This is a genomic window from Aliihoeflea aestuarii (genome assembly GCF_024105665.1).
GTDB lineage: Bacteria > Pseudomonadota > Alphaproteobacteria > Rhizobiales > Rhizobiaceae > Aliihoeflea > Aliihoeflea aestuarii.
On the sequence record NZ_JAAAMK010000001.1, the window covers coordinates 223,026 to 249,874 of the forward strand.

Consider the following 26,849-nt stretch of genomic DNA (forward strand, 5'->3'; position numbering starts at 1 on the left):
ACATGGCCTGGGGCGGCGATGATGATCATTCGCCGCCCTCGCGCTCCTGCTCATTCGCATCCGCGCACGCCGTGTGCGATCCAGCCTGTCGAGGGTTCCCATGAAATTCCTGAGAGACGCGGTCGGCGCCATCACCTGGGTGAACGGCTGGGTCGGCCGGCTGACGGCCTATCTCGTCCTGCCCATGTTCGTGCTGCTCTTGATGGAGGTTGGCTTCCGCTATGTTCTGCGCGCGCCAAGCGTGTGGACCGGCGAACTGTCGCAACTGATCTTCGGCGTCTACGCGCTGATGGGCGGAGGTTATCTTCTGGCGAATAACGGCCATGTCAGCGTCGACATCTTCTATGCCAATTATGCGCGGCGCACGCAGGCCCGCATGGATGTCGCGACCTCGATCCTGTTCTTTCTCTTCGTCGGCGTCATCGTCTGGCAGGGCGCGTCGCTGGCCTATGATTCCGTGACGCGGCTCGAGACGTCGCAATCGGCATGGAATCCGCCGATCTGGCCCGTCAAGCTGATGATCCCGGTGGCCGCGCTGCTCCTTTTCCTTCAGGGGCTGGCCAAGCTCCTCAACGACATCATGATCGCGACCGGCCGCCCGCCGATCCTCACCGAGACGAAAAGCGACCATAGCGCCGGAGCAGAACTGTGAGCATCGAAATCCTGACGGTCCTGTTCTTCGGGTCGCTCGTCGTCTTCCTGATGCTCGGCGTGCCGGTCGTCTTCGTGCTCGGCGGCATCTCGGTCATCTTCCTCTATTTCACCTGGGGACCGCACGCCTTCTACATCGTCGCCTCGCGCATGTGGACGACGATGAACAACTTCACGCTGATCGCCATACCGCTCTACATCCTGATGGCGATGATCCTGGAGCGTTCCGGGGTCGCCCAGCGGCTCTATCACATGATGCATCTGTGGTGGGGCGGCATCCGCGGCGGCCTCGCCATCGGCACCATCTTCATCTGCGCCATCTTCGGCGCCATGGTCGGCATTTCGGGCGCCGCCGTCACGGCCATGGGGACGATCGCCCTGCCCGCGATGCTCAAGCGCGGCTACGACAAGGAACTGGTGCTCGGCGCGATCAATACGGGCGGCGGCTGGGGCGTGCTCCTTCCGCCGTCGATCCTGATGGTGCTCTACTCGCTCATCACCGGCGTCTCCGTCGGCCAGCTCTTCGCCGCCGGCGTCGGTCCGGGCATCCTGCTCATTATCATGGCGGCGATCTACATCGCGGTCCGCTGCCATCTCCAGCCGCATCTCGGCCCGCCGCTGCCGCCTGAGGAACGTGGCGACTGGAGCGAAAAGCTGGCAGCCCTTCGCGCGGTGATCCTGCCGATCCTCATCGTGTTCTTCGTTTTGGGTTCGATTTTCGCCGGCCTCGCGACGCCCACGGAAGCGGCTGCGATCGGCGTCTTCGGAGCGCTGATGACCTCGTTCGTCAACCGTCAGTTCTCATGGTCCATGCTCGGAGAGGCGAGCCTGCGCACCTTCCGCCTGACCGCGATGATCATGTGGATTCTGTTCGCCGCGCATGCCTTCTCCACCGCCTATACCGCGATGGGCGCGCAAAGCTTCATCACCGAACTTATGAACTACGTGCCGGGCGGCAAATGGGGCGCGCTGATCGCCATCATGGTGATCCTGTTCCTGCTCGCCATGGTCCTCGACCCGGTCGGCATCATGCTCATCACCCTGCCCGTCTTCATGCCCCTCGTCGCCATGCACGGCTTCGATCCGATCTGGTTCGGCATCCTCTTCATCATCATGATGGAGATCGGCTACATGACGCCGCCATTCGGATTCAATCTCTTCTATCTGAAGGGCGTGGCGCCGCCGGACGTCACGATGGGCGACATCTACCGCTCGATCGTGCCCTATACGATCGTCGAGCTCGTCGGTCTGGCCATCATCATCATGTTCCCGGCCATCGCATTGTGGCTGCCGAGCATGCTGTTTTGACGATCAGATCAGCCTGTTGAAGCGGCTGTAGGCGCCGCCCTTCTCGACGAGCTGGTCGTGCGCGCCTTCTTCGACGATGCCGGATTTGTCGATGACGACGATGCGGTCGGCATTGCGGATCGTCGCCAGACGGTGCGCGATGACAAGCGTGGTGCGTCCATCCGAAAGGTCGGCCAGCGATTGCTGGATTTCGCGTTCGGTCTGGGTATCGAGCGACGAGGTCGCTTCGTCGAGGATCAGGATCGGCGGGTTCTTCAGGAAGATGCGGGCGATCGACAGGCGCTGTTTCTGGCCTCCCGACAGCTTGACGCCGCGCTCGCCGATGACCGTTTCGAGGCCGTCCGGCAGCGACGCGATAAGGCCGTCGAGACGGGCGCGGTGCGCGGCCTCCTCGATCTCTGCGTCGCTCGCGCCGAGACGTCCATAGGCGATGTTCTCGCGGATCGTGCCGCCGAAGAGGAACACGTCCTGCTGGACGATGCCGATCTGCGCCCGCAGCGAGGCGAGCGTCATGTCGCGGATATCGATCCCGTCGACGGTGATTGCGCCCGCCTCGACCTCGTAGAAGCGCGGCAGGAGGGAGCAGAGCGTCGTCTTGCCCGCACCGGACGGACCGACGAAGGCCACCGTCTCGCCGGCGCGGATTTCCAGGTCGATCCCCTTGAGGACAGGCCGACCCGGCGTGTAGCCGAACGTCACGCCCCGATAGGCGATGTTGCCGGCAAGCGCCTCGACATTGCGCGCGCCGGGACGATCCGCGACGTCCGGGTCGGTATCGAGCAGGGAGAGATAACGCTGAAAACCGGCGATGCCTTTCGGGTAGGTCTCGATGACGGCGTTGATCTTCTCGATCGGCCGCACGAAGACGTTGACCAACAACAGGAAGCCGACAAAGCCACCGCTCGAAAGGTCGCCATTGATCACGTAGTAGCTGCCGGCGATCATGACGACGAGCTGGATCAGTCGCACGCTCATATATGAAAGCGAGGTGCTGGCGGCCATAATCCTGTAGGCGGCGAGCTTGGTCGTGCGGTAGCGGGCATTGTCGCGCGCGAAGAGCTTGCGCTCGAAATCCTCATTGGCGAAGGCCTGCACCACGCGCATGCCGCCGATATTCTCTTCCAGCCGCACGTTGAAATCGCCGACGCGGCCGTAGAGTGCCTGCCAGTTCTGCGTCATGCGCCCGCCATAGCGCGTCGTGATCCAGGCGATGAACGGCACGATGGTGGCGGTGATCATCGCCAGCGGCGGATGCACCCACCACATCAGCGCGAGCGCGCCGATCAGCGTCATGACGGCGATGAAGAGATCCTCCGGGCCGTGATGCGCGACCTCGCCGATCTCTTCGAGATCCTTCGTCACGCGCGCCAGAAGATGCCCGGTCTTGTTCTCGTCATAGAAGCGAAAAGAGAGCTTCTGGAGATGGTCGAACGCCTTGCGGCGCATTTCCGTCTCGATGTTGATGCCGAGCATATGGCCCCAATAGACCACCACCGCCATCAGGCAGGTATTGACGATGTAGAGGACAAGCAGGCCCGCCGCCGCAAGCATGATCGCGCCCCACTGGGCCGTCGGCAGCAGCGTATCGATGAACCATTTGACCGCCAGCGGAAAGCCGAGCTCGAGCAGGCCCGCAAGGATCGCGCAGGAAAAGTCGAGGACGAACAAGCCCTTCCAGGGCGCATAATAGGTAAAGAAGCGGCGGATCATCGATGAGCGTCCATGGGTGTGTTCCTCAGCCGCGCTGGTGCGCGCCGCGCGACAGGAGGTAGACGAGATAGGGGCCGCCGATCAGCGATGCGAACAGGCCGACGGGAAGCTGATAGGGGAACGCGACCATGCGGGCAAGCCAGTCGGACACCACCATGAGCGCCGCGCCCAGAAGCACCGCGCCGATCAGGTGATCGCGGGCGCGCCCGAGGCCGAGAAGCCGCGCCAGATGCGGCGCGATCAGTCCGATGAAGGAAAGCGGGCCGACGAACATGGCCGCCGAGGCCGTCATCAGCGCGGCGAGGAGCACTACGAGGAAACGTGCGCGGATAAGGGGAACACCGAGGCTTTTCGCCGTTTCGCCGCCGAGCGGGAGAATGTCGAGCCAGCGGACGGTCAAAAGCGCCGGAGTGATCAGCACGGCCATCAGCGTCAGCGCCGTGAATGCCTGCGTCGCATCGGCCTGCGCCGTCGAGCCGGTAAGCCAGGTCAAAAGCGTGTAGGAGGTCGTCGTGCCCATGGCGACGACTGCCGTGATGATGGCGCTTGCCGCAGCGCCGATGGCCACGCCGCCCAGAAGCAGCCGTTCCGGCCCGAATTTTCCGCGCGCGGCGACGCCGAGGATGAGCAGGAGCGCACCGAGTGCGCCCGCAGCCGCGCCCGCGATCTGCCAGAAAAGGCCGGCGGTGGCGTTGATCAGCAGCACGGCCGTCAGCCCCGCTCCCGCGCCGGTGCCGACGCCGAGCACTTCGGGGCTGGCGAGCGGATTTCCGGTCAAACGCTGCACCATGACGCCCGCCGCCGCGAGCATCGCGCCGGCGGCGGCCGCGACGACGATTCGCGGAATGCGCCATTGCGACAAATCGGCGAGAAGGTCGCCGGTCGCGATGGTCCAGCCATACGGTCCGCTGCCGGCGAAAAGGGCGACCACCATGGCGAAGATCAGGGCGACAAGCGTGACGAGCAGCATCGCTACCGGACGCGCTGCCCGCCGCGAGGCAGCCATGGGCGTCGTTAATGAAGGCCATTCCATCATCCGCAGACGCGGCAGGATCCACAACAGCAAGGGTCCGCCGAGAAGCGCGGTCGCGGCGCCCGTCGGCAGACGCTCGCCGCCTGCACCGGAGGCGAGCTGGACCAACCCGTCGGTCACCCACAGAAGGATCGCGCCGATCAGGGGCGCGGCGACGATGCGTTGGCGAAGCGTGCGCGCGCCCGAAAGCGTCGCCAATGCGGGCGCGGCAAGACCCACGAAGCCGATGATCCCGACTTCCGCCGCGACTGTCGTCGCGATCCACACGGCCAATGCGACGATGGCGAAGCGGCTTGCGTGAAGGGCAACGCCGAGGCTGCGCGCAGACGCGTCGTCGAGGCCGAGAATGCCAAGCGGTCGCAGAAGCAGGATCGCCGCCGCAAGGCCGATCGCCAGACGTGACCCTATGGCGATGGCAGGATCCCAGCTTTGCTGGACCAGCGAGCCGCCCCCCCAGATGAACAGCGAGAAGAGATAGTCGCCATTGGCGAGGATCAGCGCCGCGCTGGCGGCGTTGGCGGTGAGCGCGACCATCATGCCGGCGAGCACCACCGAGACGGGTTCGAGGCCGCGCCGCCATGTGAGCGCGAGAATGATCGCGACGGCGGCGATACCGCCGGCAAAGGCGACGAAGCCGACCGACCAGCCCATCAGTGCGGGCGCGTAAAGGGTGGCGGTCGCCATCGCCAGTTGCGCGCCGGCCGAAATGCCGAGCGTCGACGGTTCGGCGAGCGCGTTGCGCAATACGCGCTGCAACAGCAACCCGGCCAAGCCGAGCGCCGCGCCGGCTAGGATCGCCACGACAGCGCGCGGCAGGACGGCATTTTGAAGAATGATCCATTGCAACGCATCGTCGCCTTGCGGCCATGCGGCGCGAAGTTCCATCGCGAAGAGCATGGCCGCCAGCAGGCCGAGCCCGGCCCATGGCAGAAGGATGCGCTGACCTTTCATGCGACCGGCCATTGCGACATGGCGGATTCGGTGAGACGCGCGAAGCGGCGTGCCGAGGGCAGGCCGCCGAAATGGCTGACGGGGGCGATGGTCGCAACCCGCCCTTCCCGGACGGCCGGCAGCGCGTTCCAGATCGCATTGCGCGGCAGGCCGCGTGCGACTTCCGGCGGGGATGGATCGACGATGACGATCCCGGCGTCCGGCACGCGCGCCAGCGCCTCGATGCCGACGGGCGCAGCGGCGCTGTAGCTGGTCGTGTCGGACCACGCATTTTCCATCCCAAGTCGGCCGAGAACGTCGCCGAACATGGAGTCTCCGCCAAATGCGCGGAAGTGGCGGGAATCACCCAGATTGATGATGAAGACGGGCCGTGCGCGATGCGATGTGAGCGCGGTGCGCCGAAGCGCGATCTCACGCGCCGTATCCGTGACATAGGCGCGCGCTTTTTCGGCGATACCGAGGGCTTCGCCGAGCTTGAGGGTCGAATCCTCCACCAGCGCATAAGGGGGCGTGCCGGCGTCGTAGACGGGCAGGCTCAGGACGGGTGCGATCCGCTCCAGTTGCGGGCGCTGATAGTCGTAGAATTGCGAAATCACGATCAGGTCGGGTTCGACCTGCCGCAGCATCTCGAAATTCGGTGAGCCGCGCAGGCCCAGATCGGCAACGACAGTGTCGGGCACTTCAGGTTCGACAACGAGATTGCGATACTGCATGAGTTCGCTTGCGGCCGCCGGCACGATACCCAGCGCCAGCGCGGTCTCCAGCAAGGCCCAGTCGATGATCGCGATGCTGCGAGATACGTCGGCGCGGACAGGCGCCGCCGCAAGCGCCGCCGCGCCCGAAGCGAGAAAGGCGCGGCGCGTCATCGCCGTTGGTGTTCTCAGCGTCTTTCCCATGGCTCAGGCGACGTAGCTCAGCGGCTGGCCCGTCGCCGGATGCGGAATGATGCCCATCGGCAGGCCGTAGAGCGCCGCCAGCGTTTCGGGCACGACGATGGCGTCCGGCGCGCCGCGCGCGACGATCCTGCCATCCTTGAGCGCGACGAGTTCGTCGCAGTAGCGCGCGGCCATGTTGATGTCGTGGAGCACGACGAGCGCGGCCAGATCGCGCTCGCGCGTCAGGTCGCGCACCAGCGCCAGCATGTCGGCCTGATGCGCGATATCGAGCGCCGACGTCGGCTCGTCGAGGATCAGGCAGGACGCATCCTGCGCCAGCATCATGGCAAGCCAGGCGCGTTGGCGCTCGCCGCCCGAAAGGCTGTCGACCAGCCGGTCGGCGAAGCGCATCAGCTCGGTACGCTCCAGCGCGGTCTCGACTTTTTCGGCATCCACACCGCTAAAGCGACCAAGCGCGCCGTGCCAGGGGAAACGCCCGAGCGCGACGAGTTCGCGCACGGTCATGCCTTCGGCCGGCGGCGTGAATTGCGGCATATAGGCGATGCGTCGCGCCAGTTCGCGCTCGCCGAAACCATCGAGCGGGCGGCCGTCAAGCCGGATCGTGCCGGATGTCGGCTTTTGCTGACGCGCGACGAGGCGCACCAGCGAGCTCTTGCCCGACCCGTTCGGCCCGATGATCCCGGTCATCCTGCCCCGGACCAGATCGAGCGAAACGGGTTTCAGGATCGAAACGGAACCGGCGCTGAAGGTGACATCCTCCAGCGCCAGCAAAGTTTCCATGGTTCCGCGTTCAGTCATCGTCACCAGCGCGCATGGGCCTTGAGCTTGAACGAACGTCCTTCGCCGTAAGAGCAGACGCTCGCACCCTGACAGCTCGACACGTAGGTTTCATCGAACACATTGGTCACGTTGAGCGCAACGCCCCAATTGTCCTTTTCGTAGCCGAGCTTCAAATCCACCAGCGTGGCGTCGGGCACCTTCAGCGTGTTCTCGTTGTCGGCCCAGGACGAGCCCAGGTAGCGCACGCCTGCCCCGGCCGTGACGCCGTCATACCAGGCACCGCCCTCGCGGAACGTGTAGTCGGCCGAAACCGATGCCAGCACCTCCGGCACGATGAAGGGCGTGTTGCCGATCAATGCAGCGTTGGCGTCCTCGGTGATCTCGATGTCGTAGGCGGTGATGCCGGCCGTCACCCTGAACTGTTCGGTGACATTGACCTTCGCCTCGGCTTCGAAGCCGCGCGAGCGGACTTCGCCGAGCTGAAGCTGGTCGAACAGGGTCACGTTGGACGGCACGTTCTGCCGGGTCAGATCGAAGACGGAGAGCGTAAACAGGCCGTCGATGAAGGTCGGTGCATATTTGATGCCCGCCTCGTACTGGACGCCTTCTTCCGGCCGGAAGAGTTCGTCGTTCACATCGACGCCGATGATCGGATTGAAGAAGCTCGCCACGCTCACATAGGGCGTGATTCCGTTTGCGAATTCGTAGGCGAGGCCGGCACGGCCGGAGAAGCGGCCATCGTTGCGCTTCTGGGTGACGTTCTGATCCGGCGCATAGAAAGTCGGCCGATCGTGCGCTTCCAGCCAGCCGTGATCGTAACGGCCGTTGAGCGTCGCGATCCAGCCGCCGCCGAAACGCATCTGATCCTGCAGATAGATACCGAGCTGGCGCTGGGTGAGATCCTGATTGGTGTAGCTGACCGGAGTGGTCAGCGGCGCGCCATAGACCGGATTGAAAGCGTCGATCGGCGGCGTCGTGCCGAAAACGGCCGCCGACTGCACCTGATCGATATTGAAGAACTTGTAGTCAATGCCGCCCAAAATGCGATGTTCCACGGCCCCGGTGTTCACGGTTCCCTCGAGCTGATTGTCGATCAGGAACGTCGTCGATTGCGTCTGGTGAGCGAAGTTGACGCGGTTCAGCTCGGTCGCGCTGGCCCATCCGTCGGCATAGAGAAACTGCTCGTCGATGTCCGAAACGCCGAAGCGGGCGTTGGATCGCACGGTCCAGTCATTTTCCAGCGTGTGTTCAAGTTCATAGCCGATCGAACCTTGCTGGCGCTCGTAAAAATCGACGGAAGGCTCGGTGAAGTTCGCATCGCGGTCGATCCGGCCGTAATTCACGCCGCCAAAGACGCGATCGACCACCGTGCCGTCGTAAGGCAGGAAGCTGTCGCCATTGTGCGTTTCGTCGATATGCGTGTAATTGCCGAAAAATGTCAGGCTGGTGCCCTCCTCCGGCTGAATGGTGAGGCTGGGCGCGATGAAGCCGCGCCAGCCTTTCTGGAAATCGCTATAGCCCTCGCCGCCCTGAAGACGGCCGTTCATGCGCAACGCCACGTTTTCATTGGCGACGTCGGAAATGTCGAAACCGACATAGCCGGTACCCGCATCGTTGATGCCGCTTTCGACATACCGGTTGCGGCTGAAATCCGGGCGCTTGGACACGTAGTTCACGATGCCGCCGGGATTGGAGCCGCCGTAGAGGACCGAAGCCGGCCCCTTCAGTACCTCGACACGCTCCAGGCCGAACGTATCGACATAAAAGCCGCCGAAAGCATAGCCGAAGAGCTGCAGCCCATCCATGTAGGCGCCGGTCTGCGTTGCCTGGAAACCGCGAATAAAAAGCCAGTTCGTATCGCTATCGGTGCCGAAGGGCTGGGTCAGGACGCCCGGTGTATAGCGCAGCGCCTCGCCAACATTCTGTGCGCCCATGTCGTCGATTTCGGTGCGGCCGACGACGGAGACGGCCTGCGGAATGGCGGTGAGTTCGGTGGCGGATTTCATGCCCGTTCGCGAGGTTCGCGCGACGACGCCCGTGACGGGACCGACACCGCCATTTTCTTCCAGCGCCGCGCCTTCGACGACGATCTCCTCAAGTTCGGTTGCCTCCTGCGCCATGACGCCCGAACCGGGAAGCAGAGCCAGCGCGGCGACGGTGCCGGCAAGCATGGAACGATAGTGCGAACGGTCGGTCATCGAGAACTCCAGTCAACCCCGTGCCAGCAGTTTCGCCAGCCCCTTAACTTGACCGTGTAGCTCTACTTATATCGCTTGAATTGAATATTCTTGACCGGATTGCTCAATTTTGGGCCGGTCCGCCTCGTGTCGGTCGCATGATGCACAAATGTCACTTGCCGACCGGGTTCTCCCGCTTCCACAGAGCCGGCGTCACGCCCGTCACCTGCCGGAAAACACGGTTGAAATGCGCCTGATCGGAGAAGCCGCATTCGGCCGCGATGCTGCCGATGGACGATGCGGAGGTCTGCATCATCGCCTGTGCCTTGCGCACGCGCTGCTGCATGACGAAGCGATGCGGGGGCACGCCGGTCGCGGCCTTGAACGCATGGCTGAAATAGGTTTCGGAAACGCCGACGAGCCGGGCGAGGTCGGCGAGGCGAAGCGGCTCCAGACAATGCATGTCGATATGATCGAGCGCCAGACGAAGCTGCGTGCGTGAAAGCGCCGGCCGCCGCCGCTCTTCTTCCTGACGGATATCGAACAGGACCGCCAGAAGGGCATTGGCCAATCCGTCAAGGTACAGGTCGTGACAGGGCTCGTCGGCATCCAGCGCATCCGCCAACAGACCGGTCAGCGCGGCAAGGCGCGTGTCGCAAAGGGAAAGGCGCGGTTCTTCCATCTGCCGCCGGGACAAGGCGCGCCCGAACCGGCGGACGAGGCCGGCTTCGCTCATGTGCAAATCGAGGTGACGCAGCCGAAGCCGTCCCCTCGCCTCGCCCTGCGTCGCATGCCCGGCGGGAATGTAGCTCGCTACGCCTCCAACCCGCCCGCCAAATCGGTGTTGCCGGTGCTCATCTCTCAGAAGGAACGTCCCCTCGCCTGCGATAGCCAGCGGAACGAACAGGCGCGGATCGGGTGAAAGATAGTCGCCCTGCGCGCCGTCCATGCATTCGACGTCCCACAAATCCGCAGCAAGCCCGCCCCAGGCCCGCCATTTCAGGTCCTCGACGGCAAAGCCCGTGATGCGGCTTTCCATGCGCGGCCCGAACCGGATCGAGGACATGTCTGTAGGCATTGGCTGCTGTTCCGACTGCTTTGCGTGACCTGCGGGCGGACGCGCCCGAGGAAATGACATTGTGATGCGACCGACAATGAATTACAGCAAAACATGACCGCGATGGCAGGGTTTAATCGCAATCATGAACGGCGCAATTTCCATACAAGGCGGATATGCCGTTTCGGTGCTGGACGAAGCGCTTGGCGCACAGCGCCGTTTGTGGCCGCACTATCCACTTGAGATGATCGGCGGATTCGACCGGCGATGGCGCCCCGCCGAAAAATTCTTTGCGGATCACGGCTCCATCGAGGAATTGCTCGTCTTGCAGGACAAGGCCCTCCCCGGCCTCGACCGGAAGGGCAAGGCCGCATTTGCGATCGGCGCCTACAGCTATGCCCTTGCCGCCGGACTGGTGCCGCTTTTCGTGGGCTTTCGCGTCGTGCCGGACTTTTCCGCATCCAACCTTGCGGTTGCGTTCGCACCGGCCGGGCCTTCCCGGCTTCGCTTCGCGCTGACGCGAACGAACATCGCTACCGACGCCGCTTCGCCGCATCCGAACGGTAGCGACGTCCCCGAAATGAGCAGCGCGGCGCTTCGTGACCGCTTCAGCGCCCAGCTCGAAGAACACATGTGCCCGTTGATTGAAAGCCTGCATCTGGCGACCCGGCTTGGGCGAGCAGCGCTATGGCGTCTGGTCGCGGATTACTTCGCCCAATTGTTCCTCGACGCGGGCGACCAATTCCACCGGACAAGGCGTTCGCAGGCCGACGCAATGGGAATATTGAAGCGCGCTCGTTCATCGCTCTCCAATCCCCAATTGCATTTCTTCGACCTCGCGGAAGAGAATCGCGCGATCAAGCCATGCCGGAGCGAATTGCGGCGAACATTCGTATCCCGTGGCGGCTGCTGTCGTCAGTACACGGTGGACGGTTACGAGTTGTGCGCTACCTGCGTTTTGCAGAATCCGGAAGCCAGGGATATCGAAATCAGGAAGCAGTTGCGCGCTGCGGCCGGGCTAGAAATGGCGGAGCATGGCCTCCCGCGCGGATAATCATGCGGCCCCTTGACGGGACCAAGATATGATCCGCATCGAGCCATCGTCACCAACATACGGAGCTTAAGCCATGGTCCACCCGCAGCCGAAAATGCCGAAGCTGATTGTCGTGATGGCGTTTGATTGGAACGACGACGGCGAATTGGTAACCGCATTTGGGCCGCAGGACTACGCTTCCGAAGAGCGTGCCGTGCGCCAGGCGCAAACGCTGGTGCCGAACCATGCCGGCGTCATCGCATGGAGCCGGGAGGCCAATCCCGACATCGGCGAATATGGCGAGCCGGTGACGCTGTTTCAGGCCGGCGACATGCCCGATATGGAGTGACACGCCGCCGCTGCGGCGATCCGGCCCTTGCTTACTTCCCGCCCGTCTCGGCCATTTTGATCGGCGCGGCGACGATCGTCCTGTAGCCGGGTTTGTTGTCCTCTTGATCGATCGTGCCGCCCAACCGGTCGACGAGGGCGGCGAGCATGCGTGAACCGAAGCCGGTTCCCTCGACCTCGCCCTTGTGACCCTTGCCCCGGTCGGCGACGATCAGCCGGAAGGTTTCCCGGTGCTGCTCGACGCTGATGGTCAGCGGGCCCGGCTTGCCCTCATAGGCATATTTGGCCGCGTTCGTCAGAAGCTCGTTGACGATGAGACCTACGCTCACCGCACGTTCGGTTTCGATCAGCATCGGAGACAGATCGAGGTTGAGGTGCTGGTTCCATGCCGGATCCATGGTCGTTTGCAGTTCACCGACCAGTTCCTCCAGATAGCGGGACAGATCGATGATCTCGAGGCTGTCGTCCTGATAGAGCCGCCGGTGCACCAGCCCGACCGCCATCAGCCTGTGCTCGGCTTCCGCCAGTTGCTCCTTTACCGCCGCGTCGGCGGTGCGCGCCTGCATGCGCAGGAAGGCCGAGACGAGCGACAGGCTGTTCTGGACGCGGTGATTGACTTCCTTCAACAGGAAGTCCTTCTGCTGGATCAGGCTCTCGTTCTCTTTCAGCGTGGTGGTCAGTTCGCGGTTGAGCTTGCGCATGCGCCGGTTGTTGCGCGCTTCGAGCATGAGCTTGACCACGCGCGAAGCGGATTCCGATTCGGCGTGGGTCCATTCCTTCGACCGCCCGGAGACGTGTTCGGACCAGGCCTCGAACGAGGCGCGAGGCATCAGGACCGCGCCCTCTTCGAGTTCGACATCCTTGTGAGGATTACCCGCCCACTTCACGGTCTGGAGCTGTTCGGCCCGGAACCACATCAGGATCGTCGGCACTTCGGTGGACATCGTCACGGCCAGAAGGCCGCTTGCGAGGTCCCTGTAGGCGGTGGCAGCCGGGAACTCCCTGGACAAATGGCTTGTCACGACCGGCTTGATCGATGCAGGCTTGCGCACATGCTCGCCAAGCGCCCTGACGTCGATCGGATCGGGGCAGGACCCCGCGCAGAAAAGGTCGGCTCCCTGCATTGCCGCGAACCCGTCTGCCCGCAAGAGACTGGCCAGATCCGCTCCCGACCGGTCGAGGAAGTTCGAAAGAGATTCGTCGGAGCCGAGGCGACTGACGATCACATCCTCCTGCCCGCGCAGCCGAATGCGCTCGCGGTACAGATCGCCATCCTCGCGCATGCGTATCTGCCGCGCGAGCGCGGTGGCGATGGTCTGGCAGGCCAGTCGGGTCGTGAGCGAAAGCGGTCGCGGTTCGTCATGATGACACGCGACCAATCCCCACAAAATCCCGTCCTTGACGATCGACATCGACGCCGACGCGGCGACTCCCATGTTCTTGAGATACTGGATATGGACCGGCGAAACGCTGCGCAGCGTCGAATCGCTCATGTCGATCGAGGTCAGGTCGTCCCTCCCGCTGACGACGGGCAGCGGCGTGTAGTTCACGTCCGCGATCACGCGTACCCTGTTACGCACGTATAGCGCGCGCGCCTGCTTCGGTATGTCCGACGCGGGGAAGTGATGGTTCATGAAGCCGGCGGCCGCGTTTGAGAGGCTTTCGCCGATCACGACACCGGCATCATCCTCGATGAAGCGGTAGACCATGACCCGGCTATATCCGGTCAACTCCTGAAAGACCCTCGCCGCCTGCTCGGCCAGATCGGACAGCGAGGTCGACCGTTCGAGCGCCGCTCCCATCCCGTCGAGATGAGCCAGAAACGTCGCGTCGAGATGCGGTCCCGAATCAGCCACGGTCAGTTCGACGATTGTATGATTACCGCTTCTGTAGGCGATGACGTCGTGTGTCGCGCCTGCCCATTGGGCTTGTGCGAGAACCTTGATGCCGGTTTCCGGAAGATCACGGATGGCAGCCTCGGTGGCGGATGCGACGGTTTCCGTCAGCCGCTTGCCCATGATATCGGCGATGTCGCCTGCGCTGCCGGCATAGCCGCAGATCACGCCGTGAGCGTCGGCGATCAGCATCGTCCCGTATGGCTGGATCGAGCCGGGAATATGGATCGGTTCGATGTCGCAATTCGTCAGGCCGGCGGCGGTACGTTCGAGCATGGGTCATGTCCTTCGACGATATTGCAGGACGAACAACCAGTGCTTCGGCCAATTCGCTATCCGCCTATAGCACGCTATTTGGCAGAAATTTGAATTTTGCTACAGGTAGGATAACCACCGAGGGTCTACTTTTCCCGGCTTGGGAAATCATTCGCAAGACCGCGCCTCGCACTTTGCAGAAAGTCGTTCACGATGGCTGTTGCCGATATGGCCCTGCCCCTTCGCTCAAATCTGGCGGGCTTGCTGAAAGAATCGACCAGCACCACGCATGAACGCCTCGACAAGGCGGTCATGGACTGTGAGCCGTTTTCGAACCGAGCGCGTTTTTGCCTGTTCCTCAAGGTGCAGCATGCGTTTCATCGCGAGGTTGATCCGCTTTACAACGATGCCGCGATTTGCGCTTTGATGCCTTCTATCGCCGGGTCCAGCCGCCTCGAGAGGATCGAACAGGATTTGGCCGATCTGGGTGCCCGGACGCCGACCTACGCTTCGGCTCCTCTTTTCGCGGCGAACGCCGGAATCGATCTGCCTGCTGCCTTGGGCTGGCTTTATGTTGCGGAGGGCTCGAATCTCGGCGCTGCGTTTCTTCTCAGGCAAGCCGGGACGCTGGGGCTCTCGGACATTTTCGGTGCCCGTCATCTGGCTGCGGCGCCGGAAGGTCGCGGGCTGCGGTGGAAAACCTTCAAAAATGAGCTGAACGCCATCGAGCTTGCGGAGCGGCACGAAGCTGAACTCGTCTCGGGTGCTGCGGCAGCTTTCGATCGTGTCCGGGCCGTGCTTGACGACGCCTTCGGTTAATCCCACATCGCGCGGGCAGAGGTACCGGATCGATTGGACGTTTCGGCTTTCTCCAGACGTGCCAATGCGTCGGCGAACCGATCGTCTTCGCGCGTTACTTCGAAGCCGGGCAATGCAGACAGAGCCGCTCGGGTCATGGGAAGCTTCATGACCCGGCGTATTTCCTTGGTAAGCGACACGATAGCAATTCCTGTACAGATCGCGCTGAACGCATCGGCTGCAAGGGGGTTCCGCCTCCGGCTGTAAAATCGAACACGCCGGCCCTCTTAGGCCCACGGCTTACGCCGAAAAGCCAAGCAGATAGGTGAGCAGGACCGACAGAGCCGACAGCGAGACGATGATGTTTGCAAGGTCCCAACCGCTCCGCGCCATCCCGTCGGCTCCGCGGCCGGCAAAGCGTCGTTCGCCAATGGCGGTGATCGATGCGGACAGCAAATAGGCACCCAGCCACCAGACCAAGACACTGACCGGCCCCCATAAATTGGAAGATGGCGGCGATGCCGTCGTGCACAGCACGAGAAAAGGCGCGACGAGATAGATGCGGCGGGTGGTGTAGACCGCGCCCGGCTGAGCGTCTTCGACAGCGGCAAATCCCACGTTCAGTGCGTTGCGGTTCAGCCGCGCTGCAAGCAAACCTGCCCCGGCGGCAAGGATGGCGAGACAGACGATCCTCGACCGGGGATCACCGCCAAGGCGCATCAATGCGTCGACGGGTCCGCCCCCCGGCGCAAGTCCATGCGCGCCGCCGTTGCCGATCAAGCCAGAAAGACCGATGGGGATCAGTGCGATCGCGAATATGACGCCCACAATAATTTGAGAAGCGCGCGCTTTTCGCCCGCCCGCTTCTTCAAAGGTCCGGCGTGCCGCGCGCCTGTCGAAACGCGGCGGCGGCGCAGCGGGTCCGGTCCATGCCCGGCTGTCATATTCGGGTCGATCGGCCTGTGTCATTCAGTTCCGTTCCCTCAAGCTCGGCGCGCTCCGGAGACTGGTTCGTACGATAGAGCACCGGCCATTCGCCCGGCGGCACGCCGCGGCAGACATTCATGACCGCAAGCTGCGTCGGGACGAGTTTCTCACCGTCGAAAGCCCAGTAGCTGATCGCGCCGCAATCGCCCGGTCCGCGCCCACGATCGAAGGACATGATGCTGCGGCCATCTTCCAGCAGGACTGGGCTGACCAGCATCGCACCGGGCTGGTTCCAGAAGCTCGCGTTCAAAGGACCGGGATCGGCCGGCGTCGCCGTTCCGTCCGCCACGACGAACAAATCGTAGATGAGGTTATAGGCACCGCCCGAGATGCACACGCCCCAGATCAGCATGCCGGTGCCGGTATCGATGACATAGTCGCGCTGCTGGTCCGGGCAGAATTCATCGGAGGGCGGCAGCCCGTCGGGTCTCGCGGCAGACGGCGGCAACTCCTCGATCTTCATCGCGGCAACACTCGGCAGCGATTGCGGAACGGAACCCGTGCCGGTCGGCCGATCGCCTGTGGCGATAAGGGCGTCGTCGGCATCGACGCGCCCTTGCACCACATCCATATGACGCAACGCGGCCGTCATGCCCCGAAGCGAAACATTGGAGGTGACATGATCGAGCGTCAAAACAAGGTCTTCGGCCGGCAGAAGTGCGTCGATGAAGGCCCGGTGGTCGGTTGCCCCGATCGGGATCGAGCCGAAGCCCGCCCAGGGGTCATCGATCGCAAGCGTCGTCACGGGAAGCTCGCCCCTGCCCTCGGGCAAGCTCAGGCGGATCGGTCCCTTCGACGATATGTCGTTGAGGATGGCGACCGAGACGACCGGTTGCGCGCCGGTGCCGGCGTCGCGCGCGATCCGCAGATAGGCGAGCGTTTCGATCTCCTCCGGCGAGAACCCGATCGCGATGCAGGCCCCCGCATTGTCGCAGCCGACGATCCAGTCTTCGAAGGTCCGAAGCTTGCCCGGCTCGGCCTGCGCGGCGCCTGCGACGAGCAGCAAGGACAGTGCAATCAAGTAAATCACCGGAGCATCTCCATCTTTTTAGACAATGCCCCGGCGCGATACGTCTGGCAATCGATTGAAACGCCTGTATGATCGACAAGCAACGCGTGGTGGGTTTCCTGGCGCCGCGATCGCTATTCATAAGTTCGCAAGGGTGGAGGGTATGATCAACCAATGGCCGATCTGCCTGTTCACGCGACATCGCCGACCGGCCGCGGCGGCTTGGCGTCGGCGATGGCTTTGTCCTTGCTCGTCACGCTGACAGCCGCATGTTCGAACGAAAGCGAAGAGGCGGACGCGTCGCTCATTCAGCCGATGCTTGCCGCCGTGATGTATTCGCGCACGAACGAGGTTCGACGTCTCGCAGAAGCCGGAATCGGGCTGAACGAGCGATACTATACCAACAACACGACACCGATGATCTTCGCGGCCGGTTCGGATCAATGGCCGGTCGTGGAAATCCTGCTCGATCACGGCGCCGATATCTAGGCTCACGACGAGTTCGGCATCACGGCGGCCCAATTCGCAACGACCAGCCGTATCCTGCCCGGCTCGCCCGAAGATGCCGCCCGGCTGCGCGTCATCGAAAAGCTGAAGGCCCGAGGCTATCCATTCCCCCCAACCTGAAAGCGACATGGTGCTGGCGATGGTCGAGAATGGAAAATGGCCGCCGCCGGCCAGCGGGCAATGAGCGTTTGCAGGAAGCGGATACGCTATCGACATGAGTAGGAAAAAGCGTTCGGCATTCTATTTGCGCCCGCTGCGGCGAGACGAGCTTTGGCACAATGGGCTGGCGGGCGCAGGCTTCCTGATCCTGGGGCTCGGCGCCATCTTCTGGAGCCTGATCAGTGCGCTCAACACCTATGTGGCCATTGGCGAGGGTCAGCGCATCGTCAAGATCATCAGTGCTTTCGTTGCGTTCCCGTTCATGGGTGCCACGGCGGTGGGGTTCGGGTTCGCCACTCTTCTTCACATGGTCAGCCCAAAATGGTCCAACCTTATCTCCGAGCGTGTAATGAAGGTCAGTCTTGTGATGTTCGCCCTGGGGCTCGCCATGCTTCCGGCCAGTATTGTTCTGGAAGGATTCGTCATGGAACGTAACGGTTACGAAGATTGTCTCGTGCCGACCGGCGCACGCGGCGTCACGACCTGGACGAAAGCGGGCATGTTCTGCGAAGAGGCCGGCGGTGTCCCGCGCTAGAAGGATCAATTGCCGTCGTCATTCGAGGAGACGACCTGCGCGGACGGGACGGATCAGAAGCGACCATTCAAGCAATGATGAAGAAGCGAGAATCGGATGCTCTGAATTTCAAAGTCACGTCCGACAATTTATCCGATTTCCTGGCGACCTTTAGGAATATGACCGGTCAGGTGCGGTTCACCGGCCTGAAGATGCCGTGTCACAATCTTCGATGCTGATGCTCTTCGTATTTCCAATCGCTGTCCTCGGTACGCTCGCGGCGCTCGCCGCGGACATGTTCTGATTTGGTTCGCCGTTGAAGGCACGGGCCGGCATCTGGCCCGCTTTCGGCGGACTGGCTGCATCCTATGTTCTGGCCGGTATCTCGCTGGCGCTCAACGGATCCTGGTCACGGATCGATGCATCCGATATCTGGTTCGGGGCATTCGAACTGTCCGGCTGGTTGGCGTTTGCGCTTATTCCGGCAATTTTCGGTCTTGCATCGCTCATCCTCTACACGTCGCAGCAGTTTCGGAGTGGTGACCTCTTCGACCAGAGCCTGTTCGATGAGCTGCGCTGGTGGCGGAGATGGTTGTGGCTTCGACGGCAGATCATTCATTGGCGCAAATCGACACGGACCAAAGACGATCGGATCGACGCCGATTTACGGATCGAACCGTTCGGCGATTCAACGATCGCGATCGCGGACTTCGAGGAACGACGACTGGTCGTGCGCAAGCGCGTCTGGTCAGGCTGGCCCGATCCGCCAACCTATGTGGTCTTCGCCTTTATCGATAACCAGCTCTGGATGGCGTGGGACTTTTATGAATGGCCGGAAAAATGGGGTGAAACGCCAGATGTTGCAGAATAAAAATGCTATGGCTGGGGAACCTGGATTCGAACCAGGACTAACGGAGTCAGAGTCCGTGGGTCTACCGTTAACCTATTCCCCAAGGCCGGCGCACCGGGCGCTTGTGTGAGGCGGGTTTTATCGGCGTGCACGGAATAGTCAACCCCCAACCGGGAAGTTGATGCACGCCGTCGGGGAACATCCGGGCACTATGAGGTCGACATTTTCAGGCGGTTGACGGCGGCGTCCGCGAGGTTCCAACAATTTGCGGCGCCGGCAATCCTCAGGCGTGCAGCAAACGCCGTAGCGCTTGCGTGATTTCGTTCGCCGCAGGCTCGGGACAGCCACGCACCGTCGGAGCCTGCAACCAGACATGCGATCAGAACCGTTAACCGGCCGACCACCCCATAGGCGAACGGCTCATCGCTCCGTGAACGCGCGCGACATCGAATCCACCACGGGCTTGGCGAGATAGTCGAAGAAGGTGCGTTCCTCGATCTGGATCATGATCTCGGCGGGCATGCCGGGTGTCGGCTGGAAGCCGCGCACGCGCGCGAGCTGTACGGCCGGTATGTCAATGCGCGCCATATAGACGTCGTGCGGCTTGCCGGCCTGCTCGTTCGAAAGCGCATCGGCCGACACATAGACCACATGGCCTTCGAGAACGGGCGTCGTGCGCTGGTTGAGCGCCGTTAGCCGGATCGTCGCCGGCTGGCCGACGCGCACGCTGTCGATATCGGTGCGCGGCACCTGTGCCTCGATCAAAAGCGGCACGTCCCTTGGCAGGATTTCCATGACCGTCTTGCCGCTTTCGATGACGCCGCCATTGGTGTGGTAATAGGAGCGCACGACGGTGCCCGAGACGGGTGCCATGATCGACGCGCGCTGCAACACGTTCTCGGCCTCGCGCGACTGTTCGCGTACCGCGTCGAGTTCGCTCTGGATGCTTTGCAGTTTGTCCAGCGCTTCCTCGCCATGGTCGCTTTGCGCTTGCTCGATCTCCTGACGCGTGCGTTCGACCTGCGAGGTTGCCTGGTCGATCTCCGAATCCAGCCGGCCGATCTGGCCCTCGGCGTCGGCGATGGCCCGTTCGAGCGCCTTCAGTTCCGTGCCGCGCAAAAGGCCCTTCTCGAAAAGCACCGACTTGGCGTCATGCTCCTCCTTCAACAGGACGAGTTGCTGTTCGTAGGACGCCTTCTGGCGGTCATATCCTTCGGCGCGGAATTCCAGCGACAGCATGTTCTGTTCGAGGATCTTCAACTGACCTTCGAGCTTCATGTGCTGAGCATCGAAGTTCAGCTTCTGGCTTTCCACGATCTCGACCACCTCGGCGTCGCCGATGCGATCCTTCAGGAAGTCGCTGGTGCGCATGCGCTCGACGCCTTCATACTGGGATTGAAGACGCGCGGCGATCGCTTCGAGGCGGGCACGGCGCAGGAACAGTTCCCGATCGCGCGCGGCAGCGGCGGTCTCGTCGAGCAGGACGAGCGGCTGGCCCTCTTCCACGATGTCGCCTTCGGAGACCATCAGTTCCTTGATGACGCCGCCGCCGAAATGCTGGACGATCTTGTTCTGGCCGGTCGCCACGAAACTGCCCTGCGAGATGACGGCGGAGGCGAGCGGCGCGGTCAGCGCCCACGTCCCGAACCCGCCGAAGGTCAGGACAAGCAGCAGCAATCCGAACAGGGTCTGCTTCCAGATCGAGCGGGGAACGTCTGCGTACCATTTGAGATCGTGAACAGATGCGATGTCCGACATGATGCCGCCCCTTAATGGATCTGGTGACCGAACGAGCCGATCTCGACCGACACGCCGCGTGTTTCAAGCGCGTTGAGAACGTCCTGACGCATGCCGAAAAGCGCGATCGTGCCGTTGACGAGCAGCAGGATCTTGTCGACGCTCTTCAGCAAAGCGGGTCGCTGGGTAATCGTGACGACGGTGATCTTCTCGCGTCTGGCGTGTTCCAGCGCGCGCAGGAGCGCGGCGTCGCCCGCCTGGTCGAGATTGGAATTGGGCTCGTCGAGAACCACGAAACGGGGACCGCCGAAGAAGGCGCGCGCGAGTGCTATTCGCTGCTTCTGACCGCCCGACAAAGGTGTGCCGTCGGCGGCCACCATCGTCTCGTAGCCATGGGGCAGCGACGAAATCATCTCGTGAACGTCCGCCAGAACGGCCGCCTCGTAGATCTGTTCGTCAGTGGCATCGTCACGCATGCGAGCGATATTCGCCTTGATGGTGCCAGGGAAAAGCTGCACGTCCTGCGGGAGATAGCCGATATTCTCGCCGAACTGACGCTGGTCCCAGTTGCGCAGATCCATGAGGTCGAGGCGAACGTTGCCCGATGTCGGCAGGATCGAACCGACGAGCATCTTGCCGAGCGTGGTCTTGCCGGCACCCGAATTGCCGATCACGGCAAGCGAATCGCCTGGCTGCAAGGCGAAGGACAGGCCGTTGAGAACCACCCGCTTGGTGCCCTGCGGCACGTAGAGCAGCCGCTCCACGTCGAGCCGGCCTTCCGGGCGCGGCAGGTTGAGCCGTTCGAAATTGAGCGGCGACGCCGTCAAAAGCCCGGCGATCCGGCCATAGGCGGATTTCGACTGGCTGTACTGATGCCAGCCCTCGATCGCGCCTTCGATGGGCGCCAGCGCCTTGCCGGCGATGATGGACGCCGCGATGACCATGCCGCCGGTCAACTCGCCCTGGATGGCCAGATACGCGCCCCAGCCCAGCATGCCGACCTGCGTGAGCATGCGGGCACCCTTCGACAGCGCAGCGAAGGCGATGTTGCGGTCCTGTGCGACGACTTGGGCACGTAGCGACGCGGCTGTGTCCTTGCCCCAGATCTGCACCGCTTCGGGGATCATGGCGAGCGCGTTGATGATCTGCGAATTGCGCGACATGGAATCGAGGTGAAGATTGGCCTTCACCTGCGCGGCATTGGCTTCGCCGAACGGTGCCGAGGTCGCCCGCTGGTTGACGAGCGTGATGGCCAGCAGGACGAGCGCGGTCGCCACGACGATCATACCCAGTTGAGGGTGAATCAGGAACACGGCCAGAAGGAAGATCGGCGAAAACGGCGCATCGAGGAAGGAAAGCAGCGTGCGCGACACCAGAAAGCCGCGCATCTGCTGGAGGTCGTTAAGCGTCTGATATTCGCGCCCGTTGCTTTGCAGCGAGGCGCGCGCGGCCGCCGACAGGATCGGCGAGCCGAGTTGGGCGGCAACCTCGACGGCTGTGCGCATCAGGATGAAGCGGCGGATCGCGTCGAAGACGGATTGCAGCACCACGGCACCGACGATGACGATGGTCAGCATGATCAACGTGTCTAGCGAACGGCTCGTCAGCACCCGGTCGGAAATCTGGAACAGATAGATCGGGATCGCCAGCACGAGCAGATTGCTGGCGCAGGTGAAGATCATGACTACGAAGAGATTTCGCCTGACCGCCTGGACGCCGGCCTTCAGCGACGCGGCGAAATCCACGGGGCCAAGCCGCTTATGGAATGTAGAACCGGGCTTGTTGGCGTTGGCGGCAAGTTTAGATTTCGCCGCGTCCGCCTTCAAGGGACCACTGTCGGCCTCGATCGTCACCATGCCTTTTGGGCGTTGCGATGCGTCTTGGCTGGCGGGAATGGGCCGGGCCTCGCCTTCGGGCACCGGCGTTGCCGAAACGGGACGCGCCGCCGCCTGCATATCGGCGGCGGTACGTTCGATTCTGTTGATGGCGCGGTCGACATCGTCGAGACGCGGGATCGGGTCTTCGCCGCGAAAATCGGTCGAGCGCGCATCACGGTTGCCGCCACTTTGGTCATGCGTCATGTCATAAAGCCCCGGGCTTAGACGAGCATGGACTGGAGGCCATCGCCCTGGCCCGCGTCCAGCGGATGATAGGAGGGATCGAGCGAGTGGGCGCCGGCACCGTGATCAGCAGCGGCTTCGTCCGTCAGGAAGGCGACCGCTTCGTTAACCAGAGCGTCGGGGTTTTTCATGCCCAGATCGTCGGGTGATGCAGAGATGAATTCGGCCTGGACGAGAACGTCCTGTGCGTATTGCTGACCGCCGACATATGTCTTGCCGAGCGAGTCGAGATCGGCGATGGTGGCCAGGTTGATGAGGTTGTTGCTGCCCGTGTTCACGGTCCAGTCGGCATCCTCGATGGGGCCGATCGCATCCATGGCGAGCGCGATCTGGTCGCTGTCGCCCAGGATGTTGGTCTGGCTGATATAGTTCAGCTTGATCAGATCGCCGCTGATATAGAGGACCTTGAGCGCGCCCAGCCCGGCGAAAGCGGGATCGAGCAGCACGTCGCCGGCCTCACCCTGCCCGCCGCCGGCAAGGCTGGCAGCAAAGGCGCTGTAGGCCTCCGGCAGCGCCTCGAAGCGATGCGCGCCGCCGACATTGTAGATCGACGCCTCGTTCCACAAAAGGTTGTCGGAGGTGGAGACCGCGCCCTCGCCCGTCGTCGAAAAGCCTTTGACGGCCCCGATCATGTCGTTGTCGAACAGGACGTTCATCTGCTGGATGATGTTGGCGTCGAAGACATGCCCGCCGATGATTATGAGGTCATAGGCTTTCGCCATCTCGTAAAGCGAGATTTCGTTGACGGACATGTTTTCGCCGGCGATCACCGTCGTGGTCGAACCGGACGAGGACAGGATGCCGACATCGTTGTCAGACATGAAAACGAGTTGTTGCAGCCAGTTGACGATCATCACGTCGCCGGTGATCTGCGTGACGACCCAATGCTTGGGGAAAGTGGCCTCCTCGGAGGCGGGCGTCATCTCCTCGAACGTGTCGTAGCGTGAGAAGCTCGCCAGATTGAATGCCTGCGTCGGCGCGCTGTCGTTCGTCCAGTTGCCCACGAGCGCGGAAATCGCGTCGCTATCCATCCAGGCGTTGGTCTGAACGATCGCGTTCAGCTCGATATGGTCGCCCATGACGGCGGTTACGGTGGCGGCCGTCCAGAAGCTCGTGATAGCGGTCGCATTGACGAGCGTGTTGCCGCCCGCTTCAACCGTCACCGAAGCATCGACCGTAATCGTTCCGTCCGCATGGATAACCGCATTGCCCTTGGGCGCGGAGTTCGCGTCTTCCTTGGGCGGATTGAAGTCATGATAGTCCTTGAGGTCGGGCAGTTCCTCGACGGCGACGCCGTTGAGGAACTTGCCCTCGATCGTCTCGCCGCGCACCACCACCACGGTCGCGCCGTCAGGCGCATCATCGCCGGTGAAAGTTTCGAGGCGTTCGGCCGTGGTGCGAATGAACTCACCCATCGCCGCACCGCTTCCCGGCACATCGGGAACGCCGATCGGCGAAATGGACAGCGCCTGATCGGCGAAATCGAGCAGGGACTGGTTATCGATCAGCGGTGGCGCAAAACTGAGCTTGTGCGCGCCGACGCTGAAATAGTCGTTGTCGGAAAGATGCGCTTTTTGAAAAAACAGGCTGACGACCGATCCGATCGGCTCGATCAGCGGCAGGATGACGATCGTGCCACCGGTAACGGACATTGCGCCTTTCGGTGTGAACCAGCCGGAGAAGAGTGCGTCTTGCCAGGGTATGTCGATTTCCGGCGACGCGAACCGAACCTCGGACCAGGGGTAATAGATGACCGTTTCGGGAGAAGGAGCCGCGTAGTCGAGTGCCGGCCTGTAACCTGTCAGGTCGAAGCGCGCGTTGAATTCGGCCTCGACGAAGGGAAGCGCGGCGACATCGGCCGCATGGGTCTTTTCGACAATGAATTTCTTGTAGGCCTCGCGCATGCGCGCATGCTCGAGCGTCGTGTGGAAGAACCCGATGAAGTGAGCGATCGTTTCGGTGATGCTGTCCATGGACATGACACGCTGTTCCCGCCCTGTTTTTTTGGTTTTTGGGACTGCGCGGCGGTTGCCGCGCAGTCCTGAAGCGTTTCGGATCGTCAAGATCCACGTTCGATCACGATGCGTCGTCGTGAGAGAAGTCGTCACCGGCCACGTTACTGTGCAGGCCGCCCGCGCCGACGACAGTCATGTCGATCGCGTTCTGCTGCAGGTTGGCGCCCATGACGATGTCCTGGTTGAACGCATTCGCGGTGATGTTGACATCGGCCGAAGCGTTGCTCTCGCCGGTGACATATCCGTCGTCACCATTGCCCGAGCCCCACATCCCGCTGGACGTGCCCGCACCGCCGTCGCCGGCAAATGCCGAACCGGACGCACCGCCGGCACCACCCGCGCCGCCGACGCCCCAGCCGCCGAAGCCATTGCCGCCGTCGCCGCTCGTCCACGCACCGCTGAGCGCTGCGCCGCCGTCGCCGCCGATCGCACCTGCGGCCCCGCCGACAGCCGTGCCGGTCATGGCGTTGCCGCTCGTCGCTTCGCCGCCGGCGCCTTCGCCGCCTGCTCCGCCGTCGCCGCCGACAGCCCATGCAGCGCCGCCGCCGTAGCCGCTACCTGCACCGCTGGCCATCGCAGCACCGCCGGCACCACCGTCGCCGGCATCCGTGGCAGCACCGCCACCGCCGCCGCCGCCGCCGCCGCCACCGCCGCCACCGCCGCCGGTCGCGTTGTCGCCAATGATGCTCGGCGTCGTTGGCGTGGGCGTGTCGACCATCACCTGGAACGGCACATAGCCATCTGTCGAGCTGGCGTCGTCGCCCAGGATGTCGCCGCCACGGCCGCCATCGCCGCCGTCCCCGCCATCGCCGCCGTCTCCGGCATCGTTGCTGCCGCCGCTACCACCGGCAGCGCCGGCTGCAAGCCCGGCACCGAGGCCGAGGCCCAGACCGAGGCCGAAGCTGGTTGCTGCACCGCCTGCGGCGCCCGCACCGCCGACACCCTGACCGCCGGATGCCGAGCCCGTGCTCGCCGAACCGGACAAGCCCTGACCGCCATTGGCGTTGGCACCCGAACCGGCACCGCCGGTCGCGCCGCTCGAAGCCGAGCCGCCATTGCCGCTTCCGCCGGAACCGCTGCCACCCTGACCCTGCCCGCCGCCGGAACCGTTTCCGCCGTTCGAACTGGCATCCGAGCCGCCGCCGCCGCCCAGGCCGCCGGCATTGATGCCGTCAGCCGCGTGGGCCGACCCTGCCGTGGCGTCGAAGTTGACGTTGAACGCGGCATCGTTGGAAACCGTCGCGTTGCTCAACGTATCATTGTCGGAGATATGCGCGTTCTGGCCGATGACGAAGGCGTTGTCGTTTCCTTCGCCGGTCAGCGAGTTGTTGAGTACGTTGTCGAATTTGGTGACGAACAGGCCGTCCACGCTGGCCTGGTCGATATCGATGAAGTCGTTGTCGTCGGGCAGGTAGCCTTCCATGTCCATGGCGACATCGACATTGACCGAAACCTCAGTCAAGCTCTCGTTGAGATTGGCGTTCAGGTTCTCGCTGAGATTGGCATTGCCGTTGAAATTGCCATTCAGATTGCCGTTTCCGTTCAGATTGCCGTTGCCATTGCCGTTGTGGTTAGCGTTGTCGTTTTCGTTGTAGCCAATGGCGGCAGCCAACGCGCCTGAACCTGCGAGCGCACCCGCGCCGGCACCGGCAAGAGCACCGGCACCAGCACCGGCATCCGCGCCGGCATCGGAATTTGCCGACGAGTCAGAGTCGCTCGATCCTGATTGATGCTGTCCCTGCCCCTGAAGCTGTGCTTGAAACTGATTGCCATATTGGCGGTCAGTGTTATTCACCATCGTCCTATCCTCCACTGGAGGCGCAAAGGCTTGACCGCCATACATCTAACTGGGGCCTTCACCGCGCGCCGGTTAAAGTTGATGGGCACGTTCGCGCTGCGATCGCGCGAGCTGTTCGCCGTGAATTCATCGAGTACGCAGGACACATGCCTCGATTGACGCATTACTTGACCACGGCAATCAACGTACGGGAGTGTGCTTTTATGAGACGCGCTTAGTAAGATAATTCATCGGACTAAACCGTTAGATACAGGATTGCTG

At 62.9% G+C, this 26,849-nt stretch carries 21 protein-coding genes and 1 tRNA gene; 8 read left to right on the forward strand and 14 right to left on the reverse strand.

Annotation, left to right across the window (positions count from 1 at the left end; all coding sequences use genetic code 11):
* The first annotated feature begins 100 nt into the window (after positions 1-100).
* Positions 101-652, forward strand: coding sequence for a TRAP transporter small permease subunit (locus GTW25_RS01115; RefSeq protein ID WP_252910146.1), 552 nt, complete (start codon positions 101-103; stop codon positions 650-652).
* On the forward strand, positions 649-1,959 hold the full coding sequence (locus GTW25_RS01120) for a TRAP transporter large permease (protein ID WP_252910147.1): 1,311 nt from the start codon (positions 649-651) through the stop codon (positions 1,957-1,959). The genes GTW25_RS01115 and GTW25_RS01120 overlap by 4 nt, the downstream gene beginning before the upstream one ends.
* A gap of 3 nt (positions 1,960-1,962) precedes the next feature.
* On the opposite strand, the gene GTW25_RS01125 is transcribed toward GTW25_RS01120, so the two are convergent.
* From GTW25_RS01125 to GTW25_RS01150, 6 genes are all read right to left on the reverse strand, one after another.
* Entirely contained in the window at positions 1,963-3,669 is a 1,707-nt protein-coding gene (locus tag GTW25_RS01125; RefSeq protein WP_252910148.1) for an ABC transporter ATP-binding protein, read from the reverse strand.
* 25 nt (positions 3,670-3,694) lie between these two features.
* Entirely contained in the window at positions 3,695-5,653 is a 1,959-nt protein-coding gene (fhuB, locus tag GTW25_RS01130) for a Fe(3+)-hydroxamate ABC transporter permease FhuB (RefSeq protein ID WP_252910149.1), read from the reverse strand.
* The gene (locus GTW25_RS01135; RefSeq protein ID WP_252910150.1) at positions 5,650-6,519 is read right to left on the reverse strand and encodes an ABC transporter substrate-binding protein; all 870 of its coding nucleotides are present in this window, start codon (positions 6,517-6,519) and stop codon (positions 5,650-5,652) included. The genes fhuB and GTW25_RS01135 overlap by 4 nt, the downstream gene beginning before the upstream one ends.
* A gap of 33 nt (positions 6,520-6,552) precedes the next feature.
* Positions 6,553-7,347, reverse strand: coding sequence for an ABC transporter ATP-binding protein (locus GTW25_RS01140; RefSeq protein ID WP_252910151.1), 795 nt, complete (start codon positions 7,345-7,347; stop codon positions 6,553-6,555).
* Positions 7,348-7,349: 2 nt separating this feature from the next.
* Positions 7,350-9,527 carry a TonB-dependent siderophore receptor gene (locus tag GTW25_RS01145; RefSeq protein ID WP_252910152.1) on the reverse strand — a complete coding sequence of 726 codons (2,178 nt, stop codon included), beginning with the start codon at positions 9,525-9,527 and terminating at the stop codon, positions 7,350-7,352.
* Between the two features lie 151 nt (positions 9,528-9,678).
* Positions 9,679-10,584 carry a helix-turn-helix domain-containing protein gene (locus GTW25_RS01150; protein WP_252910153.1) on the reverse strand — a complete coding sequence of 302 codons (906 nt, stop codon included), beginning with the start codon at positions 10,582-10,584 and terminating at the stop codon, positions 9,679-9,681.
* 304 nt (positions 10,585-10,888) lie between these two features.
* Between GTW25_RS01150 and GTW25_RS01155 the strand changes: the two genes are divergently transcribed.
* Positions 10,889-11,617 (forward strand): ferric iron reductase, encoded by a 729-nt coding sequence (locus GTW25_RS01155; RefSeq protein ID WP_252910154.1) that lies wholly within the window; start codon positions 10,889-10,891, stop codon positions 11,615-11,617.
* Positions 11,618-11,711: 94 nt separating this feature from the next.
* Entirely contained in the window at positions 11,712-11,945 is a 234-nt protein-coding gene (locus GTW25_RS01160) for a hypothetical protein (protein WP_252910155.1), read from the forward strand.
* A gap of 31 nt (positions 11,946-11,976) precedes the next feature.
* On the opposite strand, the gene GTW25_RS01165 is transcribed toward GTW25_RS01160, so the two are convergent.
* Positions 11,977-14,115, reverse strand: coding sequence for a histidine kinase dimerization/phosphoacceptor domain -containing protein (locus GTW25_RS01165; protein WP_252910156.1), 2,139 nt, complete (start codon positions 14,113-14,115; stop codon positions 11,977-11,979).
* 207 nt (positions 14,116-14,322) lie between these two features.
* Between GTW25_RS01165 and GTW25_RS01170 the strand changes: the two genes are divergently transcribed.
* Positions 14,323-14,913 carry a biliverdin-producing heme oxygenase gene (locus GTW25_RS01170; protein ID WP_252910660.1) on the forward strand — a complete coding sequence of 197 codons (591 nt, stop codon included), beginning with the start codon at positions 14,323-14,325 and terminating at the stop codon, positions 14,911-14,913.
* A 279-nt stretch (positions 14,914-15,192) separates the two neighbouring features.
* Here the strand turns inward: GTW25_RS01170 and GTW25_RS01175 are convergent, their stop codons facing one another.
* Together GTW25_RS01175 and GTW25_RS01180 are read right to left on the reverse strand one after the other, a co-directional pair.
* On the reverse strand, positions 15,193-15,861 hold the full coding sequence (locus GTW25_RS01175) for a hypothetical protein (RefSeq protein WP_252910157.1): 669 nt from the start codon (positions 15,859-15,861) through the stop codon (positions 15,193-15,195).
* The gene (locus GTW25_RS01180) at positions 15,833-16,909 is read right to left on the reverse strand and encodes a DUF1176 domain-containing protein (protein WP_252910158.1); all 1,077 of its coding nucleotides are present in this window, start codon (positions 16,907-16,909) and stop codon (positions 15,833-15,835) included. Before GTW25_RS01180 ends, GTW25_RS01175 begins: the two co-directional genes overlap by 29 nt.
* A 153-nt stretch (positions 16,910-17,062) precedes the next feature.
* Here GTW25_RS01180 and GTW25_RS01185 point away from each other — a divergent pair, with 153 nt between their 5' ends.
* From GTW25_RS01185 to GTW25_RS01195, 3 genes are all read left to right on the forward strand, one after another.
* Positions 17,063-17,377: an ankyrin repeat domain-containing protein gene (locus tag GTW25_RS01185; protein ID WP_252910159.1), complete on the forward strand. Its 315-nt coding sequence runs from the start codon at positions 17,063-17,065 to the stop codon at positions 17,375-17,377.
* Positions 17,378-17,609: 232 nt separating this feature from the next.
* On the forward strand, positions 17,610-18,089 hold the full coding sequence (locus GTW25_RS01190) for a hypothetical protein (RefSeq protein ID WP_252910160.1): 480 nt from the start codon (positions 17,610-17,612) through the stop codon (positions 18,087-18,089).
* Between the two features lie 442 nt (positions 18,090-18,531).
* Positions 18,532-18,939 carry a hypothetical protein gene (locus GTW25_RS01195; RefSeq protein WP_252910161.1) on the forward strand — a complete coding sequence of 136 codons (408 nt, stop codon included), beginning with the start codon at positions 18,532-18,534 and terminating at the stop codon, positions 18,937-18,939.
* Between the two features lie 8 nt (positions 18,940-18,947).
* On the opposite strand, the gene GTW25_RS01200 is transcribed toward GTW25_RS01195, so the two are convergent.
* From GTW25_RS01200 to GTW25_RS20410, 5 genes are all read right to left on the reverse strand, one after another.
* Positions 18,948-19,021: transfer RNA gene (locus GTW25_RS01200), tRNA-Gln, on the reverse strand.
* A 317-nt stretch (positions 19,022-19,338) separates the two neighbouring features.
* The gene (locus GTW25_RS01205) at positions 19,339-20,676 is read right to left on the reverse strand and encodes an HlyD family type I secretion periplasmic adaptor subunit (protein WP_252910162.1); all 1,338 of its coding nucleotides are present in this window, start codon (positions 20,674-20,676) and stop codon (positions 19,339-19,341) included.
* Positions 20,677-20,687: 11 nt separating this feature from the next.
* Positions 20,688-22,736 (reverse strand): type I secretion system permease/ATPase, encoded by a 2,049-nt coding sequence (locus GTW25_RS01210; protein ID WP_252910163.1) that lies wholly within the window; start codon positions 22,734-22,736, stop codon positions 20,688-20,690.
* Between the two features lie 17 nt (positions 22,737-22,753).
* Complete coding sequence (locus GTW25_RS01215; RefSeq protein WP_252910164.1) at positions 22,754-24,754, reverse strand: hypothetical protein; 2,001 nt, start codon at positions 24,752-24,754, stop codon at positions 22,754-22,756.
* 97 nt (positions 24,755-24,851) lie between these two features.
* A complete protein-coding gene (locus GTW25_RS20410; RefSeq protein WP_290127841.1) occupies positions 24,852-26,588 on the reverse strand; it encodes a hypothetical protein in 1,737 nt (578 codons plus the stop codon).
* Positions 26,589-26,849 lie beyond the last annotated feature (261 nt).

What these genes read in the sequence shown, in the direction of transcription:
- GTW25_RS01215 (WP_252910164.1), bottom strand. Translation starts at nt 24,754, where the DNA reads ATGTCCATGGACAGCATCACCGAAACGATCGCTCACTTCATCGGGTTC.
- fhuB (WP_252910149.1), bottom strand. Translation starts at nt 5,653, where the DNA reads ATGAAAGGTCAGCGCATCCTTCTGCCATGGGCCGGGCTCGGCCTGCTG.
- GTW25_RS01205 (WP_252910162.1), bottom strand. Translation starts at nt 20,676, where the DNA reads ATGTCGGACATCGCATCTGTTCACGATCTCAAATGGTACGCAGACGTT.
- GTW25_RS01175 (WP_252910157.1), bottom strand. Translation starts at nt 15,861, where the DNA reads ATGACACAGGCCGATCGACCCGAATATGACAGCCGGGCATGGACCGGA.
- GTW25_RS01170 (WP_252910660.1), top strand. Translation starts at nt 14,323, where the DNA reads ATGGCCCTGCCCCTTCGCTCAAATCTGGCGGGCTTGCTGAAAGAATCG.
- GTW25_RS01115 (WP_252910146.1), top strand. Translation starts at nt 101, where the DNA reads ATGAAATTCCTGAGAGACGCGGTCGGCGCCATCACCTGGGTGAACGGC.
- GTW25_RS01185 (WP_252910159.1), top strand. Translation starts at nt 17,063, where the DNA reads ATGGCCGATCTGCCTGTTCACGCGACATCGCCGACCGGCCGCGGCGGC.
- GTW25_RS01160 (WP_252910155.1), top strand. Translation starts at nt 11,712, where the DNA reads ATGCCGAAGCTGATTGTCGTGATGGCGTTTGATTGGAACGACGACGGC.
- GTW25_RS01140 (WP_252910151.1), bottom strand. Translation starts at nt 7,347, where the DNA reads ATGACTGAACGCGGAACCATGGAAACTTTGCTGGCGCTGGAGGATGTC.
- GTW25_RS01145 (WP_252910152.1), bottom strand. Translation starts at nt 9,527, where the DNA reads ATGACCGACCGTTCGCACTATCGTTCCATGCTTGCCGGCACCGTCGCC.
- GTW25_RS01190 (WP_252910160.1), top strand. Translation starts at nt 17,610, where the DNA reads ATGAGTAGGAAAAAGCGTTCGGCATTCTATTTGCGCCCGCTGCGGCGA.
- GTW25_RS01150 (WP_252910153.1), bottom strand. Translation starts at nt 10,584, where the DNA reads ATGCCTACAGACATGTCCTCGATCCGGTTCGGGCCGCGCATGGAAAGC.
- GTW25_RS01210 (WP_252910163.1), bottom strand. Translation starts at nt 22,736, where the DNA reads ATGACGCATGACCAAAGTGGCGGCAACCGTGATGCGCGCTCGACCGAT.
- GTW25_RS01135 (WP_252910150.1), bottom strand. Translation starts at nt 6,519, where the DNA reads ATGACGCGCCGCGCCTTTCTCGCTTCGGGCGCGGCGGCGCTTGCGGCG.
- GTW25_RS01125 (WP_252910148.1), bottom strand. Translation starts at nt 3,669, where the DNA reads ATGATCCGCCGCTTCTTTACCTATTATGCGCCCTGGAAGGGCTTGTTC.
- GTW25_RS20410 (WP_290127841.1), bottom strand. Translation starts at nt 26,588, where the DNA reads ATGGTGAATAACACTGACCGCCAATATGGCAATCAGTTTCAAGCACAG.
- GTW25_RS01165 (WP_252910156.1), bottom strand. Translation starts at nt 14,115, where the DNA reads ATGCTCGAACGTACCGCCGCCGGCCTGACGAATTGCGACATCGAACCG.